The sequence below is a fragment of the Variovorax paradoxus genome (assembly GCF_029919115.1).
Classification (GTDB): domain Bacteria; phylum Pseudomonadota; class Gammaproteobacteria; order Burkholderiales; family Burkholderiaceae_C; genus Variovorax; species Variovorax paradoxus_O.
This window is the reverse complement of record NZ_CP123990.1, coordinates 1,071,179-1,087,868: the sequence shown is the minus strand read 5'-3', so window position 1 is coordinate 1,087,868 and position 16,690 is coordinate 1,071,179. Positions and strand designations below refer to the sequence as shown.

Genomic DNA, 16,690 nt, shown 5'->3' with positions numbered 1-16,690 from the left:
ATTCCTTCTTTGATGTTCAGGGAGCCGGGCGGCCTTGGGTACTTGCGGAAAGGGCGGGCTCCTGCGGCTGCGTGTCTGCCGCCGCGCTTCCGCTGCCCTTTTGCATTGCCTCCCAGACACGGCTGGCCGAGGCAGGCATGTCGAAGTCTTTTACGCCGAGCGGCGCCAGCGCGTCGAGCACAGCGTTGATCACTGCCGGCGGCGAGCCGATGGCGCCCGCCTCGCCGCAGCCCTTGGTGCCGAGCGGGTTGTGCGTGCAGGGCGTGCACACGGTGTCCAGCTTGAACTGCGGAAAATCGCCGGCCCTGGGCATGGCGTAGTCCATGAAGCTGCCGGTGAGCAGCTGGCCGGTCTCGTTGTCGTACACGCAGTTTTCGAGCAGCGCCTGCCCAATGCCCTGCACCAGCCCGCCGTGCACCTGCCCTTCGACGATCATCGGGTTGATGATGGTGCCGAAGTCGTCCACCGCGGTGAAGCGGTCGACGCGGACCTCGCCGGTCTGCTTGTCGACCTCGACCTCGCAGATGTAGGTGCCGCCCGGGAACGTGAAGTTGGTCGGGTCATAGAAGGCGGTTTCGTTCAGCCCGGGCTCGAGCTTGTCGAGTGGGTAGTTGTGCGGCACGTAGGCCGTGAGCGCCACCTGGCCGAACGGAATCTTCTTGTCGGTGCCCTTGACCGTGAACTCGCCGTTCGCAAACTCGATGTCGGCGTCGCTCGCCTCCATCAGGTGGGCGGCAATCTTCTTGGCCTTGGTCTCGATCTTGTCGAGCGCCTTCATGATGGCGGCGCCGCCGACCGAGATCGACCGCGAACCATAGGTGCCCATGCCGAAAGGTACGCGGCCCGTGTCGCCGTGCACCACGTCGACGTTGTCGACCGGAATGCCCAGCCGCGCCGCAACCACCTGTGCAAACGTAGTCTCGTGGCCTTGGCCGTGGCTGTGCGAGCCGGTGAACACCGTCACGCTGCCGGTCGGGTGCACGCGGATTTCGCCGCATTCGAACAAGCCGGCCCGCGCGCCGAGCGCACCCGCAATGTTCGAGGGTGCGATGCCACAGGCCTCGATGTAGCTCGAGTAGCCGATGCCGCGCAGCTTGCCCTGCGCCTCGCTGGCCGATTTGCGCTGCGCATAGCCTTCGACTTCGGCCAGCACCTTGGCCTTGTCCATGCACGCGTGGAAGTCGCCCGTGTCGTACTGCAGCGCCACCGGAGTCTGGTACGGAAAGGTGGTGATGAAGTTGCGCTTGCGGATTTCGTCCTGGCCCAGGTTCATTTCCCAGGCGCAGCGCGACACCAGCCGCTCCAGCAGGTAGGTGGCTTCGGGCCGCCCCGCGCCGCGGTAGGCATCGACCGGCGCGGTGTTGGTGAACCACGCATCGACCTCGACATAGATCTGCGGCGTGGTGTACTGGCCCGCAAGCAGCGTGGCGTAGAGGATGGTGGGCACCGCAGTCGAGAAAGTCGACAGGTAGGCGCCCAGGTTGGCGTCGGTGTGCACGCGCATGGCCAGGAACTTGCCATCCTTGTCCATCGCCATTTCGGCGTGGCTCACATGGTCGCGGCCATGCGCATCGGACAGGAAGCACTCGGAGCGCTCGGCCGTCCACTTGATGTTGCGGTTGAGCTGCTTGGCGGCCCAGGTCAGGCACACGTCTTCGGCATACAGGAAAATCTTGGAGCCGAAGCCGCCGCCCACGTCAGGCGCGATCACGCGCACCTTGTGCTCGGGCAGGCCGAGCACAAAGGCAGTCATCAGCAGGCGCTCGACGTGCGGGTTCTGGTTGGATACATACAGCGTGTAGTCGTCGGTGCCGCGGCTGTAGCTGCCGATGGCCACGCGCGGCTCGATCGGGTTGGGCACCAGCCGGTTGTTGACCAGGTCGAGCTTGGTCACGTGCGCGGCATTGGCAAACACCGCATCCACCGCGGCCTTGTCGCCCAGCGCCCACTTGTAGCACTGGTTGTCGGGCGCTTCGTCGTGCAAGGTAACGCCGCTGGCCTTCTTGGCCGCATCGGCCACGCTCACCAGCGCGGGCAGCACGTCGTAGTCGACCACCACGGCCTCGGCCGCGTTCTTGGCCTGCTCGACCGTCTCGGCCACCACCATGGCCACGTGGTCGCCCACATAGCGCACCTTGTTGATCGCGAGGATCGGGTGCATCGGCTCCTTCATGGGAGTGCCGTCGGGGTTGTTGATGAGCCAGCCGCAGGGTAGCCCACCCATTTTTCCCTCGATGTCCTTGCCGCTGAAGATGCCGACCACGCCGGGCATCTTGAGCGCCTCGGCAATGTCGACCGACTTGATGGCGGCGTGGGCGTGCGGCGAGCGCACGAAGACCGCATGGCTCTGGTTGGCCAGCGTGATGTCGTCGGTGTAGTTGCCCGCGCCGGTCAGGAAGCGGTAGTCTTCCTTGCGCCGCAGCGCCTCGCCGATGTGGGGCAGGTTCGAGAAGTCGGAAGCACCCATGATGCTGCTCCGTTCAGGCCGTGGCCGTGGTTTTGACCGGGGTGCCCGAGGCCATGGCCTCGCCACCCATCTGCACGGCCTTGACGATGTTCTGGTAGCCCGTGCAGCGGCACAGGTTGCCGTCGAGCAGCTCGCGGATCTCCGATTCGCTCGACCTTGGGTGGTGCGTGCACAGGTCGATGGCGCTCATGACCATGCCGGGGGTGCAGAAGCCGCATTGCAGGCCGTGGCACTCCTTGAAGGCGGCCTGCATCGGGTGCATGGTGCCGTCCGGCTGGGCCACGCCCTCGATGGTGGTGATCTCTGCGCCGGCCACCTGCCCCACCAGGATGTTGCACGACTTCACCGCACGCCCGTTCAGGTGAATTGTGCATGCGCCGCATTGGGCGGTGTCGCAGCCCACATGGGTGCCGGTGAGATGAAGATGCTCGCGGATTGCGTGCACCAGAAAAGTGTTGGGGGGAGCGTCGACCGTGGCTGGTCGGCCGTTGACCGTGAAAGCTACCTGCATTTGGCTGTCTCCGTTGAAGGTGATGGCTGGTTCAGCGAATGGCATCTTGGACGCCGGTCCCCTGCACTATCCTAGGCAAAACCCTCACCGCTTGCGCAGTGGGCGCGAAATTCTCAAAATGAAACAACTTGCGGCCAGGCAAGCTTCATAAAAAGACGCCCACCATCCCGAGCAAAACCGACCCGATGTCCGCTTCCCCCGTTCCGTCCGTTCCCGAGCGCTCCCTCGCCATTGCGCAAGCCCGCCGGGAGCTGATTCACGGGGAGGCCGGCCGACCGAGGGGCACCCCACGCATCGAACCGTGGATCGTGCGCTCCTGGCAGCGCTGCATCGACGCAGGGCGGCAGCCGCAGCAGCGCGTGGACTTCGAACCCGTGGCCCGATCGGCCATCCGCGAGGTTGCCGAGCGCAACAGGGCCCTGGTGGCGGCGGCCCGCCCGGTGATCGAACGGGTGTCCCGCGCCATTGCCGACACACGCTATTTCGCGGTGCTGACCGATGCGGACGGGATCGTGGTCGACGTGGGCCCGCTGCCCGACGGCACCGACACATCCACCCGCTATGCCCGCCACATCGCGCGCGTGGGGGTCGACCTTTCGGAGAGCGCGGTGGGCACCAGCGCCATCAGCACCGCGCTCACCGAGCAGGAATCGGTGTGGCTGCACCGCGGCGAACATTTCTTCGAGGACACCAGCATCTACAGCTGCGCCGGGGCGCCGCTCTTCGGCCCGCAGGGCAATTGCATCGGCATGCTCGACCTGACCGGCGTGCAGGTGGTGGAGCGGCCCGAACTGCGGCACCTGGCCGTGCTTTCCGCGCGCAGCATCGAGAACGCGCTGGTGCTGAACGAACCCTGCGAACTGCGCCTGCATCTTTCGTGGCCGGGCTGCGCAGGCAGCGAGGCCACAGAAGGCTTGCTGTGCATCGACGAAAGCGGCAACGTCACCGGCGCCAATGCCGCGGCGCGGCAGATGCTGCATCAGCCCCTGGCGCGCAGCCAGCATGCGCTGCATTGCAACGACCTGTTCGCCCTGCCCCTGAACATGTTGTTCGACGCTGCCCGGCGCGGCGATGCCGTGCTCGAAGTGCCGCTCTGGTCGGGCCTGCGCGTTCAGGTCGAAGCCCGGCGCGGCGGAAAACGCTCGGCGGGTGCGGCGCCGGAATCCCGGCCCCGGCTGCGCGACGTGGAAACCGCGCTGATCCGCAAGGCCGTGGCCGATGCGCGCGGCAACGTGGCCGAAGCAGCGCGCACCCTCGGCATCAGCCGCGCCACGGTGTACCGCAAGCTGTGGCGCGGGCGGCCCGCCGGGTCTGCCGACTGAACCGCGGCGTTCAGGCGCCGACCGGCACCTTGTCGAGAAAGCCGGTCACCGAGCGGAGCTTGCCGGCGTCGAGCTGGGCGAAGTCGGTGCCCTGGATCAGGTCTTCAGCCCCGCTGGGGCCCAGCGTCCAGGAAAAGCGCAGGTTGTCGCCGTGCGCCTCGGCATTGCCGAACAGGCTGAAGCGAAAGCCCGGATAGCGCTGGTGCACGGCGCCGACCAGCGCGCTGATCTGCTCGCGGCCGCTGGCCTGCGCCATCGGGTCGACATAGCTCGCATCGGCGGTCCAGGCGGCTTCGATCAGCTCGGCCCGGCGCGCGGCATCGGTCTCGTTCCAGACGGCGATGTAGTGCTGGGCAATGGCGGTGGCGTTGTGTGCGGCGGTGTTCATGATGACGATTCCTTTCGAAGATCTCGACCCGCAACATCGCGGGGTGAAGGAATGGTCGCGCCGGGCGCTTCCGGCGTCGATGACCTGGGAGGTCATGGTGCGCACCGCAGCGGCTGCCACCGCCGCAGGTTTCCTCAGTTGGCCAGCGCGTTCGGAAAGAACAGCTGCTCGCCGCCGATCTTGTAGGCCGCAATGCTCTGCTGCCCCGCCGGCGAGATCACCCAATCGACGAACTTCTGCGCGCCCTTGCTGTTGAGCGAGGGGAATTTGGCCGGGCTCACGACCATCACGCCGTACTGGTTGAAGAGCCGCTTGTCGCCCTCGACCAGCACCGCAAGATCGGCGCGGTTCTTGAAGCTGAGCCAGGTGCCGCGGTCGGCCAGCACGTAACCGCCCGACGACGCCGCGATGTTGAGCGCCGGCCCCATGCCGCAGCCGCATTCCTTGTAGCCCGAGCCCTTGCGGTCGTTGGGCACCGGCTGACCCGCTTCGGCCACGCCGGCCTGCGCCCAGAGGCGGCGCTCGGCCGCGTCGGTGCCGCTCTTGTCGCCGCGCGAGACAAAGGGCGCGTTGGCCGCGGCAATCTTCTTCAGCGCGGCGGCCATGTCCTTGCCGCTGGCGCCGGCCGGGTCGGCCTTCGGGCCCACGAGCACGAAGTCGTTGTACATCACGGGGTAGCGCTTGGCGCTGAAGCCCTCGGCCACGAACTTCTCCTCGGCCGCGGTGTCGTGCACGAACAGCACATCGGCATCGCCGCGCTTGGCCATGTCGATGGCCTGGCCGGTACCCACCGCCACCACCTTGACGTCGATGTCGCTGGCCTTCTTGAAGGCCGGCAGCAGATGGGCGAACAGGCCCGATTGCTCGGTGGACGTGGTCGAGGCCATGGTGATGGTTTCGGCTTGCACGGCACCCGCGGCAACGAAGAAAACAGCCATCGCCAGCGAGGCCCGGATGCCCGCATTGCCGCGGCGCTTGAAAAACGGATTCATGCCAACTCTCCTTTGACGAACAAGCGGGCCTCTTCAGGCAGGGGCCCATGGAAAAAATCATGCACAGGCAAATCGGCCAGCACGCGGCCGTGCTCCAGGTAGACCACACGGCTGGCCAGGCGCTTCACCTGACCGAGGTTGTGGCTTGCGAACACCAGCGTGCGGCCGACTGCGGCTTCGGCAATGAGCGTTTCGACCTCGCGCTTGGCAGTGGGGTCGAGGCTGGCGGTGGGCTCGTCGAGCAGCAGCACCGCCGGATGCAGCGCCCAGGCGCGCGCCAGCGCCACCCGCTGCTGCTGGCCGCCCGACAAGGCGCGGGCATTCCGGTCGGCCAGGTCTTCGAGCCCCACGCGCGCCAGCGCCGGAACGGCGGCGCGGCGCGCATCGCGCCAGCGCGTGCCGCGCAGCCACAACGCCATCGCCACGTTGACAACCACCGAAGCGCGCAGCATGTGTGGACGCTGGAACAACATGGCCTGGTGGCGCCGCGGCGCGGCACTGGTAAAGCTGCCCGCCGCATGCGGCACCAGGCCGTGCAGCAGCCGCAGCAGCGTGGTCTTGCCGCTGCCGTTGGCGCCGATGAGCGCCACGCGCTCGCCGGCCGCAATGGTGAGCGTGGCGCCCTGCAGCGCCGCCACCCGCCCCAGGCGAACATCGACGCCGTACAGCGCGAATACGGTGTTGTCGGCACTCGCCATCTGCGCCTGTTCGTTCACGGGCGCACCTCCGGCCGCCGCCACGCCGCAAGGCCGCTGCCTTCGCCCCCGCCGCCGTCGACCCGCTCACGCCAGCCGCGAACGGCGGCAATGGCCAGGTTGAGTACCAGCACCACGCCCAGCAGCACGATGCCCAGCGCCAGCGCCAACGGCAGGTCGCCCTTGCTGGTTTCGAGCGCGATGGCGGTGGTCATCACGCGCGTGAAGCCGTCGATGTTGCCGCCCACCACCATCACCGCGCCCACTTCCGAAACAGCACGCCCGAAGGCGGCAATGAGCACGGTGAGCAGCGCATAGCGCTCGTCCCACACCAGCAGCAGCGCGCGCACCAGCGGCCCCGCGCCCAGCGAGCGCAGCTGCTCGCCGTGCGCGCGCTCGGCGTCTTCGATGGTCTGTCGCGTGAGTGCCGTAACCACCGGCAGCACCAGCACGGTCTGCGCGAGCACCATGGCCTTGAAAGAAAAAAGCCACCCCAGAAAACCCAGTGGACCGGAACGCGACAGCAGCAGGTAGATGACCAGCCCGACCACCACCGAGGGCAGCGCCAGCAGCGTGTTCAGCAGCGTGAGCAGCGCGGCGCGGCCGCGAAAGCGCGCCACGCCGAGCCATGCCCCGAGCAACAGGCCGAATCCGCAAGCCAATGCGCACGCGCTGGCACTGACCGCGAGCGACCGCCCCACAATGGCCAGCAGCACCGGATCGCCCGAGACAAGCAGCTGCCAGGCCGCGACGGCGCTCTGTGCAAAAGTGTTCACGCGGTGGGCTTCATGGGTGGAAGCGCCGCAGTATCGGGGTGTACCTCCAATTACCTATGCAATTTTTTGCATAGGTAGGCGGGTACCCGATTTGCTCAGATCGCGTCGAGCGGAAACACCGGCCGGCGCACTTTGGAAAACGGGAACAGGCTGTAGTCCGAACTGGTCACGCCCGGGCTGTCGCACTCGACCAGGGCGGCCGAAATCGGCTCGAACACCGGCCGGCAATACATGCGCGACTTGAGCAGCAAGAACCGCTCTTTGCGCGGATCGAGCCCCGCGCATTCAAAAACGCCGATGTCCCAGGGCTCCTGCGTTCGCTCGGTCACCACGATGCGCGCCGGCCCGATGTCGAACAGCACGGTGCGGCCCATGCTGCTGCGCTGGCCGGTGTAGGTGGGGCCGGTGATCACGTATTCGCCGTTGCAGATGGTGCGCACCGTGCCGGTCAGCGTGACGGGCTTCTTCGACAGGCCGATGCCTTCCAGCGACACCTTGTTGCCGAGCGCGACCGTGAGCGTGGCGCCCTCGCCTGCCGCAATGAGTTCGGCCACAGCTTCCGGGTCGCACAGCGGACCCACGCCGATGCCGTCCAGCCCTTGGGCCAGCGCCTCCTGCAGAACATCCATCGTGTCGCAGCTGCCGCCCGACATGCAGTTGTCACCATGGTCGAGCAGCAGCACGGGCCGAGTCGCGCCCTCGGCGATAGCCTTCGCGCGCGCCACTGATTCGGCCAGCGGCTCGCTGCGGTAGATGAACGCCTCGCGCTCTTCCCACATCTGCGCCGCAATGCGGTCGGCCGTGGCCTGCGCTCGCTCGGGAGATTGCGCATCGACCGCCACCACGCTCATGCAGGGCGCCTCGATGTCCGACAACGAGAAGCCGGCAAAGATCGACACCGCGAGCGACTCCGACTTCTCGGCTTCGCGCGCCGCCTCGATGGCCCGCTGCATGGCGCCGGTGAACGATGCGCTGCGCAGCGTGTGCGCCATCAACGGCAGCGGGTGCCAGCGCATCGCGGGCTTGCTGTGCCCCGCGAGCAGATCGAAAAGCAGCCGACCGGCATGCTCGCCCGTCTCGTACATGTCGATGTGCGGGTAGGTCTTGAAGCCGACGATCACGTCCGCATTGCCGACCATCGCGGGCGTGACGTTGGCATGCAGGTCGAGCGCCACGCCAATGGGCACGCCGGGCGCCGCGGCGCGCAAACGCACCAGCAGGTCGCCCTCGCCGTCCGCGCTGTTCTGCGCCACCATGGCGCCATGCAGGTCGAGCAGGATCGCATCGCAGCCCGGCACCGCATCGACGATGCATTGCGTGAGCGTGGTGTAGGCCTTTGCATCGACCGGCCCGCTGGGGTTGGCCGAGGCCGACACCGGCGTGACCAGCGTCGCGCCCGCCTGCTCGGCCAGGTCGATGAAGGCCGACATGGCGGTGCGCATGCCCTTGTTGTCCCTGTAGGCCTGCTCGCCGAACGTGGGGCCGTCGGGCCCGAAGGCCGCCAGCGGCGTGGGCACCGGCGAGAAGGTGTTGGTCTCGTGGTTGAGCCTTGCGATCAGCACCTTCATTGCGATGCCGCTCCCGCGCTTTGCAACATGGCCTGCAGCAGCACATTGCAGCCGGCCTCCAGATGGTCGGGCTGCGCGTCCTCGATCTCGTTGTGGCTGATGCCGTCCAGGCACGGCACGAAGATCATCGCCGTGGGGCACACGCGCGCCAGGTACACCGCGTCGTGCCCCGCACCGCTGATCACGTTCATCCATGTCATGCCTTGCGCCTGTGCGGCTTCACGGATGGCAGATACCAGCGTGGGCGTGAAGGGCTGCGGAGGAAAGTAGACGACCTGCTCCACCATGGCATCGACCTTGCCCTTGGCGGCAATGCGCTGCACCGCCTCCTTCAGTTCGGCGTCCATGGCCGAAAGCACCACGTCGTCCGCCGCGCGCAGGTCGACGCTGAGCTTGACGCGCCCCGGAATCACGTTGCGCGAGTTCGGATAGTTGTCGATCCAGCCCACCGTGCCGCGCGCGTGCGGCGCATGGGCCAGCGCAATGCGGTTGACCTCGATCACCAGCTCGGAAGCAGCGAGCAGCGCGTCCTTGCGCAACTCCATGGGCGTGGGCCCGGCGTGGGCTTCCATGCCCTGCACCACCACGTCGTACCAGCGTTGGCCCAAAGCGCCTTCGACCACGCCGATGACGCGCTCGTTCGCCTCGAGCACCGGCCCCTGTTCAATGTGCGCTTCAAAATAAGCGCCCACCGGCGAAGCCGCGGCCGAAGCCGGCGCGCTGCCTGCGTAGCCGATGGAAGCCAGCGCCTCGGCCACGCTGATGCCCTCGGTGTCGCGCTGCGCCAGCGCATGCTCGAGCGTGAAGGCGTCCACGAAAACGCCCGAGCCCATCATCACCGGCACGAAGCGCGAGCCCTCCTCGTTGGTCCACACCGCAATTTCCAGCGGCGCCTCGGTCACCACCTTGGCGTCATTCAGGCTGCGGATCACCTCCAGCCCGGCCAGCACGCCATAGTTGCCGTCGAACTTGCCGCCCGTGGGCTGGGTGTCGATGTGGCTACCCGTGACCACCGGCGGCAGCGTGTTGTCGCGGCCCGCGCGGCGGGCGAAGATGTTGCCGATCTGGTCGATACGCACCTCGCAGCCGGCCTCGCGCGCCCAGCGGGTGAAGAGATCGCGCCCCTGCCGGTCGAGGTCGGTCAGCGCAATGCGGCAGACGCCGCCCTTCTCGGTCGCGCCGAGCTTCGCCAGGTCCATCAGCGAGTTCCAGAGGCGGTCGCCGTTGATGCGAAGTTGGTTTGTTGTGTTCATGGCTTTGCAAAAAGAAGAAGGGTTCGCAAGCCTCAAGCAAGGCCCACGCCCAAGTAGCGGTCTTTCACATCGTGGTCGGCCATGAAGGCGGCATTGCCGGCCTCGTGCACCACCACGCCCTGCTCCAGGATGTAGTGCCGGTCGGCCAGTTGCACGCAGACTTCCAGGTTCTGCTCCACCAGCAGGATGGCCACGCCGGCCGCCTTGATGAGCTTGAGCTGCGCGACAATTTCTTCCACGATGACCGGCGCAAGGCCTTCCACGGGCTCGTCGAGAATCAGCAGGCGCGGGTGGTTCATCAGCGCGCGGCCGATGGCCAGCATCTGCTGCTCGCCGCCCGAGAGCTGGCCACCTCCGTTGCGGCGCCGCTCCTTCAGGCGAGGAAAAATGCGGTAGATGTCGTTCAGCTGCCAGGGTGAATCGCGCCGCTGGCCGAGCAACAGGTTTTCTTCGACGGTCAGCAGCTTGAACACGCCGCGGTGCTCAGGCACCAGGCACACGCCGCGCTTGGCAATGCGGTGCGGCGGCATGCCCGCGATGTCCGCGCCCTGGAAGCGCACGCGGCCGCTGGTCGGCGTGACCGCGCCGGCAATGCTCTTGAGCGTCGTCGATTTGCCCGCGCCGTTGCGGCCGAGCAGCGTGACCAGTTCGGCTTCGCCCACCGTCATCGACACGCCCTGCAGCACATGGCTCTTGCCGTAGTGAGCGTGCAGCGCCTCGACTTCGAGGATGTTCTTCCCGCTCATGCCTTGCCTCCGGTGATCATGTTGCCCAGGTAGGCTGTGCGCACACGCGCGTCGGCCCGGATGTCGCCAGGCAAGCCTTCGGCCAGCACGCGGCCCAGCTGCATCACCGTCACGGTGTCGGAGATGTCCATCACGATGTTCATGTTGTGCTCGATCAGCACCACGGTGTGCGCGTCGCGCAGGCCGCGGATCAAGCGCTTCATGTCGTCCAGGTCGTCGATGCCCATGCCCGAGGTCGGCTCGTCCAGGAAGATGGCCTTGGGCTTTGCGGCCAGCGCCATGCCCACTTCGAGGCGGCGCTGCTGGCCGTGCGAGAGCTCACTGGCGGGCACGTCGGCCAGCCGCTCCAGGCCCACGCGCTCCAGCACCTCGGCCACCGTCTCGGCGCAGGCGCGTTCGCCCACCGGCGCGCGCCAGCAGTTCATGGCCTGCCGCGGCGCGATGCCCTGTGCCGCGACGCGCAGGTTCTCGCGCACCGGCAAGCTCGCGAACAGGCTGGTCACCTGAAAAGAGCGCGCCATGCCGCGCTGCACGCGCTTGTGGTCGGGCTCGCGGGTCACATCGTGGCCATCGAACAGGATGCGGCCGCCGGTGGTGGTGCCGGTGCCCGTGAGCATGTGGAACAGCGTGGTCTTGCCTGCGCCGTTCGGGCCGATGACCGAGTGCACCGTGTTTCGCCTGATCTTCAGGTCGACCCCGCCGAGCGCGGCGAACTTGCCGTAGTGCTTGGTGACGCCGATGGCTTCGATGAGTACCGGTTCTTCGCTCATGCCTTTTCTCCTTGCGCCGGAGTTGTTTGCAATGCGCTCTTGGCGGCCCGCTCCTTGCGGAGGACGCGGCGCCACACGCTTTCACCGAGGCCCCAAAGGCCGCGTTGCATGCCGATGCTCACGCCGATCAGCAGGAGGCCCAGCAAGAGCAACCATCGCGGCCACAGCGTGGAGAGCCAGTCGGCCAGCAGCACGTAGAAGGCGGAACCCAGCACCGAGGCAAAGAGGTTGCCGGTGCCGCCGATCACGGTAATGACCAGGATCATTTCGCTGGTGTGGTACTCGGCATTCGAGAGCGGCGCAATGCCGGTCATCATCGCGTGCAGCCCGCCCGCAAGGCCCGTGACGGCACCCGAGATCACGAAGGCCAGCAGCTTGAAGCGCTTGAGGTCGTAGCCCACCGCGGCAGCGCGGTCTTCGTTGTCGCGAATCGCGAGCAGCGTGCGGCCGAACACCGAATCGGTCACGCGCAGCAGCAGGCCGAAGGCGATGAGGAACACCACCGCCACGAAGGCGTAGTACTTCCAGGGCGTGTCCATGAAGGCCGGGCGCGGCACGTCGAGCAGGCCGTTGTCGCCACCCGTGAGGCCGGAAGCGGTGTACGCCACGAAGTAGAACATCTGCGCGAAGGCCAGCGTGAGCATCACGAAGTAGGTGCCGCGCTGGCGAATGGCCACCCAGCCGACCAGCGCTGCGCCGAGCGCACCCATGGCAATGGCCGCAAGCAGCGCGATGGGCATGGGCAGTTGCAGCCGCGTGAGCAGGATGGCGATGGTGTAGCTGCCCAGCCCAAAGAAGATGCCCTGGCCGAACGACAGCAGGCCCGTGTAGCCCAGCAGCAGGTTGCAGCCCAGCGCGGCAAGCGCGTAAATCAGCACCTCGCTCGCGAGCGAACCCGAGCGCAGCACCAGCGGAAGGCCGAGCGCAACGACGAGCGCCAGGAGGAAAGTGATTTTTCTTGGCATGGCGATGTTCATCCTCTGCGGCCGAGCAAGCCATGCGGGCGCAGGAGCAGCACCGCACCCATTGCAACGTAGATCATCAGGCTCGCCCCCGGCGGCCAGATGGTGCTCATCAGGCTTTGCACGATGCCGATGAGCAGGCCGCCGACCAGCGCCCCGCCAAAGCTGCCGAGCCCGCCGATCACCACCACCACGAAAGCGACGCTGAGCGCCTCCACGCCCATGAAAGGCTCCGCGCCGCGAATAGGCGCGGCCAGCACACCCGCCAGCGCCGCGGTGGCTGCGCCCAGCGCAAACACCAGGCTGAACACGCGGAACACGTTGATGCCGAGCAGCGACACCATCTCGGTCGATTCGCTCCCCGCGCGCACCGCGCTACCCAGGCGCGTGCCTTCGAGCACCCACCACAAGAGCACCGCGAGCACGGCGGTGAAGCCGATCACGAACAGCCGGTACTTGGGGTAGATGAAGCTGCCCCACATCACCACGCCCTGCAGCAAATCCGGCGTGGGCACGCTGTTGCCGAGCGGCCCCCAGAACACGATGACGACCTCTTGGACCGCCAGTGCGAGCCCCACGGTCACGAGGATGTGGAACTCGTGCGCCTTGGCGTACACGCGGCGCAGCAGCAGCTTCTCGGCCAGCCACCCCAGCGCGCCCACGAACAGCGGCACCAGCACCAGTGCGGCCCAGAAGTCGAGGCCCCACTGCATGGCCTGAAAGCACAGGTAGGCACCCAGCAGATAGAAAGCCCCGTGCGCAAAATTCACGAAGCGCAGCAGGCCGAACACGATGGACAAGCCAACGGCCAGCAGGAAATACAGCATGCCGATGCCGATTCCGTTGATGGTCTGGAGCAGGTAGACGGTCATGGGCGCGTCGGTGTCCTCTTCGTCCTCAGGCCAGCTTGCAGCCGGTCTTGTCGATGGGGAGGAACGACTTGCCCGAACTCACTACATCCACGTAGTCGGCCGCGTTCTTCATCTTCGACTTGGCCTTGCCCTTGAGCAGGTAGTAGTCCTTGATGACCTGGTGGTCGGCCTTGCGGATTTCTTCGGTGCCGGTGAGCCCTTCGTACTTCATGCCTTCCAGCGCGGCAATCACGGCCTTCTGGTCCACGGTGCCCGCCTTGACGATGCCGTCGATGAGGATCTTGGTGCAGATGTATGAACCCGCGAGGCTGTAGTTGGGCACGATCTTCAGCTTGTCGGCAGTGAGCTTCACCAGGTCTTTGTTGAGTGTTGTGTCTGCGGTGTGCCAGTACTGCGCGCCAAAGTACACGCCGTCGCACAGGTCGGCGCCGAGCTCGTCGAACTGCTCCAGGCCCGAGGCCCAGGCCATAAGGATGGTCATGTTCTTGTGCATGCCAAAGCTCACCGCCTGGCGCAGCGCCGCCGACGATTGCGCGCCGAAGTTCAGCAGCAGCAGCACGTCGGGCTTGGCCGCCATGGCGTTGGTGAGATAGCCGCTGAATTCCTTCTCGTTGAGCGAGTGGTAGCTGTTGCCCACGTGCTCGATGCCCTTCTCCTGGAAGATGTTCTTGGCCGCGCCCAGGAGGCCTTCGCCGAACACGTATTGCGGCGTGATGGTGTACCAGCGCTTGGCCTTGGGCATGGAAGCGATCAGCGGGCGCACTGTCTGCTCGATGGCGCCGAAGGTGGGCACCGACCAGCGGAAGGTGGCGGGGTTGCAGTCCTTGCCCGTGATTTCGTCGGCGCCCGCGGTGGTGATGAACACGCCGCCGGCCTTTTCGGCCTCCTTGCCCATGGCCAGTGCTTCAGACGACAGGATGCCGCCCGCGAAGAACTTGGCGCCTTGCTGCTGCGAGGCTTCCTGCACCTTGCGAACGGCGGTGGCCGGCTTGCCTTCGGTGTCGAGCACCGTGTAGGCCAGCGGGCGCTTCAACACGCTGCCGTATTGCTCGATAGCCAGCTTCATGCCGAGGTCCGCGAACTTGCCGTTGGCCGCAAAGGCGCCCGACATGGGCACCGGGCAGCCGAAGCGAATGGCCTCGGCCGATTGGGCAAAGGCGACGCGGCCGGCCAGGAGCGAGGCGGGAGCGGCCGACAGGGCGGCGAGCTGAAGAAGGTGTCTGCGTTGCATGAAGTTCTCCGGACGTGGTTGGGAGGAAAGAGAAAGGTGCGGCCTCAGGTCGGCTGCGAATTTAAGCGGATAAATATGATTAATATGCTGGTAAAAACCCGCTAGCAATGCCCGTGCCAAAATCCGGGCAAGGCCGGGCCCGATACCTGCTCCAGATGCCTTATCACTCCCAGAAATGACTCGCTACGCATGAAATCGACGCAGGACGCCATGGCCTTTGGGCAGCACCGCCCCAAGCGGCAAAAGCTCTCCGACGTCATCGTCGAGGACGTCAAGCGCTGGATCGTTGCCGAGCGCAAGCAGCCGGGCGATCGGCTGCCGAATGAGAAGGAGCTGATCGAGCTCTTCGGCTATTCGAAGAGCACGGTGCGCGAAGCCTTGAAGGCGCTGGAAGTGCGCGGGCTGATTTCCATCCGGACGGGGCCGGGCGGCGGGGCCTATTTGCAGCAGGTGTCGGTCGACCACGCGTCGGAGCCGCTACGCAACTTTCTGCACTTTCATCACTTGGACGGCCACCACATCTACCAGCTGCGCAAGGTGCTGGAGCCCGAGTTGGCGGTGAGCGTGATCGGCAAGCTGACGCCCGAACATTTCGAACGGCTGGAAGCGAATGTGCGGCTTTGCACACTGGAGCCCACCAACGAAGACGAGCTGCGCACGCAGCGCGAGGCCGAGCTCGCGTTTCACACAATGCTGGCGGAGGCCTGCCCCAATCCGGTGCTCTCATTCATGTGCCGCTTCTTGAACGACTTGCTGCGAGACCTGGTGGTCTACAAGAAGGCGCTGGACCACCACCACTTTGGCGAGGCCAATGTCGACTACCACACGCAGTTGCTGTCGGCTTATCGCCGGGAAGACGCGGATGAGGTGCGCCGGCTGATGGCCGAGCACATGGTCGATGCCGAGGCGCACATGCATGAGATGGAGGCGCATATCGGGGCCAAGCATTTGTTGTTGCCTAGCGGGCAGCGCTGATTTAGGGCGTGTGCAAAGGCCACCGGGTACTCCCCTCCGCGAATGTCCCCCGGCCTGCGGCCTCCTCCTTAAATAAAGGAGGAGGCCGCAGGCCGGGGGACATTCGCGGAGAAAGGTACCCCGTCGGCGGGTGCGCCCCCCCGAATTCAGGCGTGCGCCTTCTCCAAGCAGTCTTGAAACGCCAGCACAGCCCGCGAAGGCTTGGGCGACCGCCGCAGCAAGCTCACGAACCGGCACGCGTAGTTGAACCGAGCCGGCAGCACAGGCTTCATGAGCCCGCGCTCCTCGAACACCTGCGCGTAGTGGTCAGGCAAAAAACCGAGGAAACGCCCCGAAAGAATCAGCGTCGCAATCGCCTCCTGGTCGAAGCCCGTCGCCTTGCGCGAGAGCTTGGCCCGGTGGCTCAGTTCCATATTCGGCGAGTGGTAACCCAGGCCCGCGAAGTGGTGCTCCCGCAGCTTGGCCCATGTGAGCTTTGCGTTGTTGCTGTCGAAGAGCGGATGTCCCTTGCCGCAGTAAAGCAGCATGGTCTCGTCGAATAGGTCGGCGTACACCAGGCTTTTCGACGCGCGATGCGCCGGGATGATGCCGATCTGGAAATTGCCCTCCAGCACGCCCTGTTCGATCGCGTTGATCGAGCCCACATGCACCGCCAGGTTCACCTCCGGCGCCAACTCGGTAAAGCGCGCAATGGCCTCGCCGATGCGCGCCTTCGGGTTGGTGGCCGTCTTGTCGAACACCGCCACCTCCAGCTGCCCGCCCATGCGGTTGTGAATGTCGTCGATGCTGCCGCGAAAGGCGTCGACCGAGGCCAGCAGCCGCAGCGTTTCGTCGTACACCCGCTGCCCCTCGGCCGTGAGCGCGAAACCGGCGCGGCCGCGCCGGCACAGCACCAACCCGAGCCGCGTTTCCAGGTCTTTCACATGCCGGCTCACCGTGGATGTGCCGATGTTCAGCTCCAGCTCTGCCGCCGCCATGCCGCCGCAATCGACCACGCTCTTGAACACCTTGAGCAGCCGCAGGTCCATGTCGCTGAGCTGCCCTAGAACGGCGCGGTTGCGCGTGCTTTGTGCACTGTTTTGGGCTTTGGCTTTTACTTGCATGAAATGTCAAGTGAACATTGATATTGCGCCATTCTCCACACTGAATGCCGTGCCAACAA

16 protein-coding genes are annotated in these 16,690 nt (G+C 66.2%); 2 read left to right on the top strand and 14 right to left on the bottom strand.

The window, feature by feature from the left end; translation table 11 throughout:
• Positions 1-16: 16 nt before the first annotated feature.
• Both QHG62_RS05190 and QHG62_RS05185 read right to left on the bottom strand, forming a co-directional pair.
• Positions 17-2,467, bottom strand: a complete 2,451-nt coding sequence (locus QHG62_RS05190) for a xanthine dehydrogenase family protein molybdopterin-binding subunit (protein WP_281149783.1) — start codon at positions 2,465-2,467, stop codon at positions 17-19.
• Positions 2,468-2,480: 13 nt separating this feature from the next.
• Positions 2,481-2,978, bottom strand: coding sequence for a (2Fe-2S)-binding protein (locus QHG62_RS05185; protein WP_281149782.1), 498 nt, complete (start codon positions 2,976-2,978; stop codon positions 2,481-2,483).
• A gap of 185 nt (positions 2,979-3,163) precedes the next feature.
• Here QHG62_RS05185 and QHG62_RS05180 point away from each other — a divergent pair, with 185 nt between their 5' ends.
• On the top strand, positions 3,164-4,300 hold the full coding sequence (locus tag QHG62_RS05180; protein WP_281149781.1) for a helix-turn-helix domain-containing protein: 1,137 nt from the start codon (positions 3,164-3,166) through the stop codon (positions 4,298-4,300).
• Between the two features lie 10 nt (positions 4,301-4,310).
• Here QHG62_RS05180 and QHG62_RS05175 read toward each other — a convergent pair whose 3' ends face one another.
• The 11 genes from QHG62_RS05175 to QHG62_RS05125 form a co-directional block, all read right to left on the bottom strand.
• Positions 4,311-4,688 carry a nuclear transport factor 2 family protein gene (locus tag QHG62_RS05175; RefSeq protein ID WP_281149780.1) on the bottom strand — a complete coding sequence of 126 codons (378 nt, stop codon included), beginning with the start codon at positions 4,686-4,688 and terminating at the stop codon, positions 4,311-4,313.
• A 134-nt stretch (positions 4,689-4,822) separates the two neighbouring features.
• Complete coding sequence (locus QHG62_RS05170) at positions 4,823-5,680, bottom strand: substrate-binding domain-containing protein (RefSeq protein WP_281149779.1); 858 nt, start codon at positions 5,678-5,680, stop codon at positions 4,823-4,825.
• A complete protein-coding gene (locus tag QHG62_RS05165) occupies positions 5,677-6,378 on the bottom strand; it encodes an ABC transporter ATP-binding protein (RefSeq protein ID WP_281151508.1) in 702 nt (233 codons plus the stop codon). The genes QHG62_RS05170 and QHG62_RS05165 overlap by 4 nt, the downstream gene beginning before the upstream one ends.
• A 14-nt stretch (positions 6,379-6,392) precedes the next feature.
• Entirely contained in the window at positions 6,393-7,151 is a 759-nt protein-coding gene (locus QHG62_RS05160) for an ABC transporter permease (protein WP_281149778.1), read from the bottom strand.
• A gap of 95 nt (positions 7,152-7,246) precedes the next feature.
• Positions 7,247-8,719, bottom strand: a complete 1,473-nt coding sequence (locus QHG62_RS05155; RefSeq protein WP_281149777.1) for a M81 family metallopeptidase — start codon at positions 8,717-8,719, stop codon at positions 7,247-7,249.
• Positions 8,716-9,972 (bottom strand): Zn-dependent hydrolase, encoded by a 1,257-nt coding sequence (locus QHG62_RS05150; RefSeq protein ID WP_281149776.1) that lies wholly within the window; start codon positions 9,970-9,972, stop codon positions 8,716-8,718. Before QHG62_RS05150 ends, QHG62_RS05155 begins: the two co-directional genes overlap by 4 nt.
• Before the next feature lie 32 nt (positions 9,973-10,004).
• Positions 10,005-10,718: an ABC transporter ATP-binding protein gene (locus QHG62_RS05145; protein ID WP_281149775.1), complete on the bottom strand. Its 714-nt coding sequence runs from the start codon at positions 10,716-10,718 to the stop codon at positions 10,005-10,007.
• On the bottom strand, positions 10,715-11,488 hold the full coding sequence (locus QHG62_RS05140) for an ABC transporter ATP-binding protein (RefSeq protein ID WP_281149774.1): 774 nt from the start codon (positions 11,486-11,488) through the stop codon (positions 10,715-10,717). Before QHG62_RS05140 ends, QHG62_RS05145 begins: the two co-directional genes overlap by 4 nt.
• A complete protein-coding gene (locus tag QHG62_RS05135) occupies positions 11,485-12,453 on the bottom strand; it encodes a branched-chain amino acid ABC transporter permease (protein WP_281149773.1) in 969 nt (322 codons plus the stop codon). Before QHG62_RS05135 ends, QHG62_RS05140 begins: the two co-directional genes overlap by 4 nt.
• Before the next feature lie 8 nt (positions 12,454-12,461).
• On the bottom strand, positions 12,462-13,322 hold the full coding sequence (locus tag QHG62_RS05130; RefSeq protein ID WP_281149772.1) for a branched-chain amino acid ABC transporter permease: 861 nt from the start codon (positions 13,320-13,322) through the stop codon (positions 12,462-12,464).
• 25 nt (positions 13,323-13,347) lie between these two features.
• Positions 13,348-14,553, bottom strand: coding sequence for an ABC transporter substrate-binding protein (locus tag QHG62_RS05125; protein ID WP_281149771.1), 1,206 nt, complete (start codon positions 14,551-14,553; stop codon positions 13,348-13,350).
• A gap of 189 nt (positions 14,554-14,742) precedes the next feature.
• On the opposite strand from QHG62_RS05125, the gene QHG62_RS05120 reads away from it, so the two are divergent.
• Positions 14,743-15,528 carry a FadR/GntR family transcriptional regulator gene (locus QHG62_RS05120; RefSeq protein ID WP_281149770.1) on the top strand — a complete coding sequence of 262 codons (786 nt, stop codon included), beginning with the start codon at positions 14,743-14,745 and terminating at the stop codon, positions 15,526-15,528.
• A 146-nt stretch (positions 15,529-15,674) separates the two neighbouring features.
• Here the strand turns inward: QHG62_RS05120 and QHG62_RS05115 are convergent, their stop codons facing one another.
• Positions 15,675-16,631 carry a LysR family transcriptional regulator gene (locus QHG62_RS05115; protein ID WP_281149769.1) on the bottom strand — a complete coding sequence of 319 codons (957 nt, stop codon included), beginning with the start codon at positions 16,629-16,631 and terminating at the stop codon, positions 15,675-15,677.
• Between the last annotated feature and the right edge of the window lie 59 nt (positions 16,632-16,690).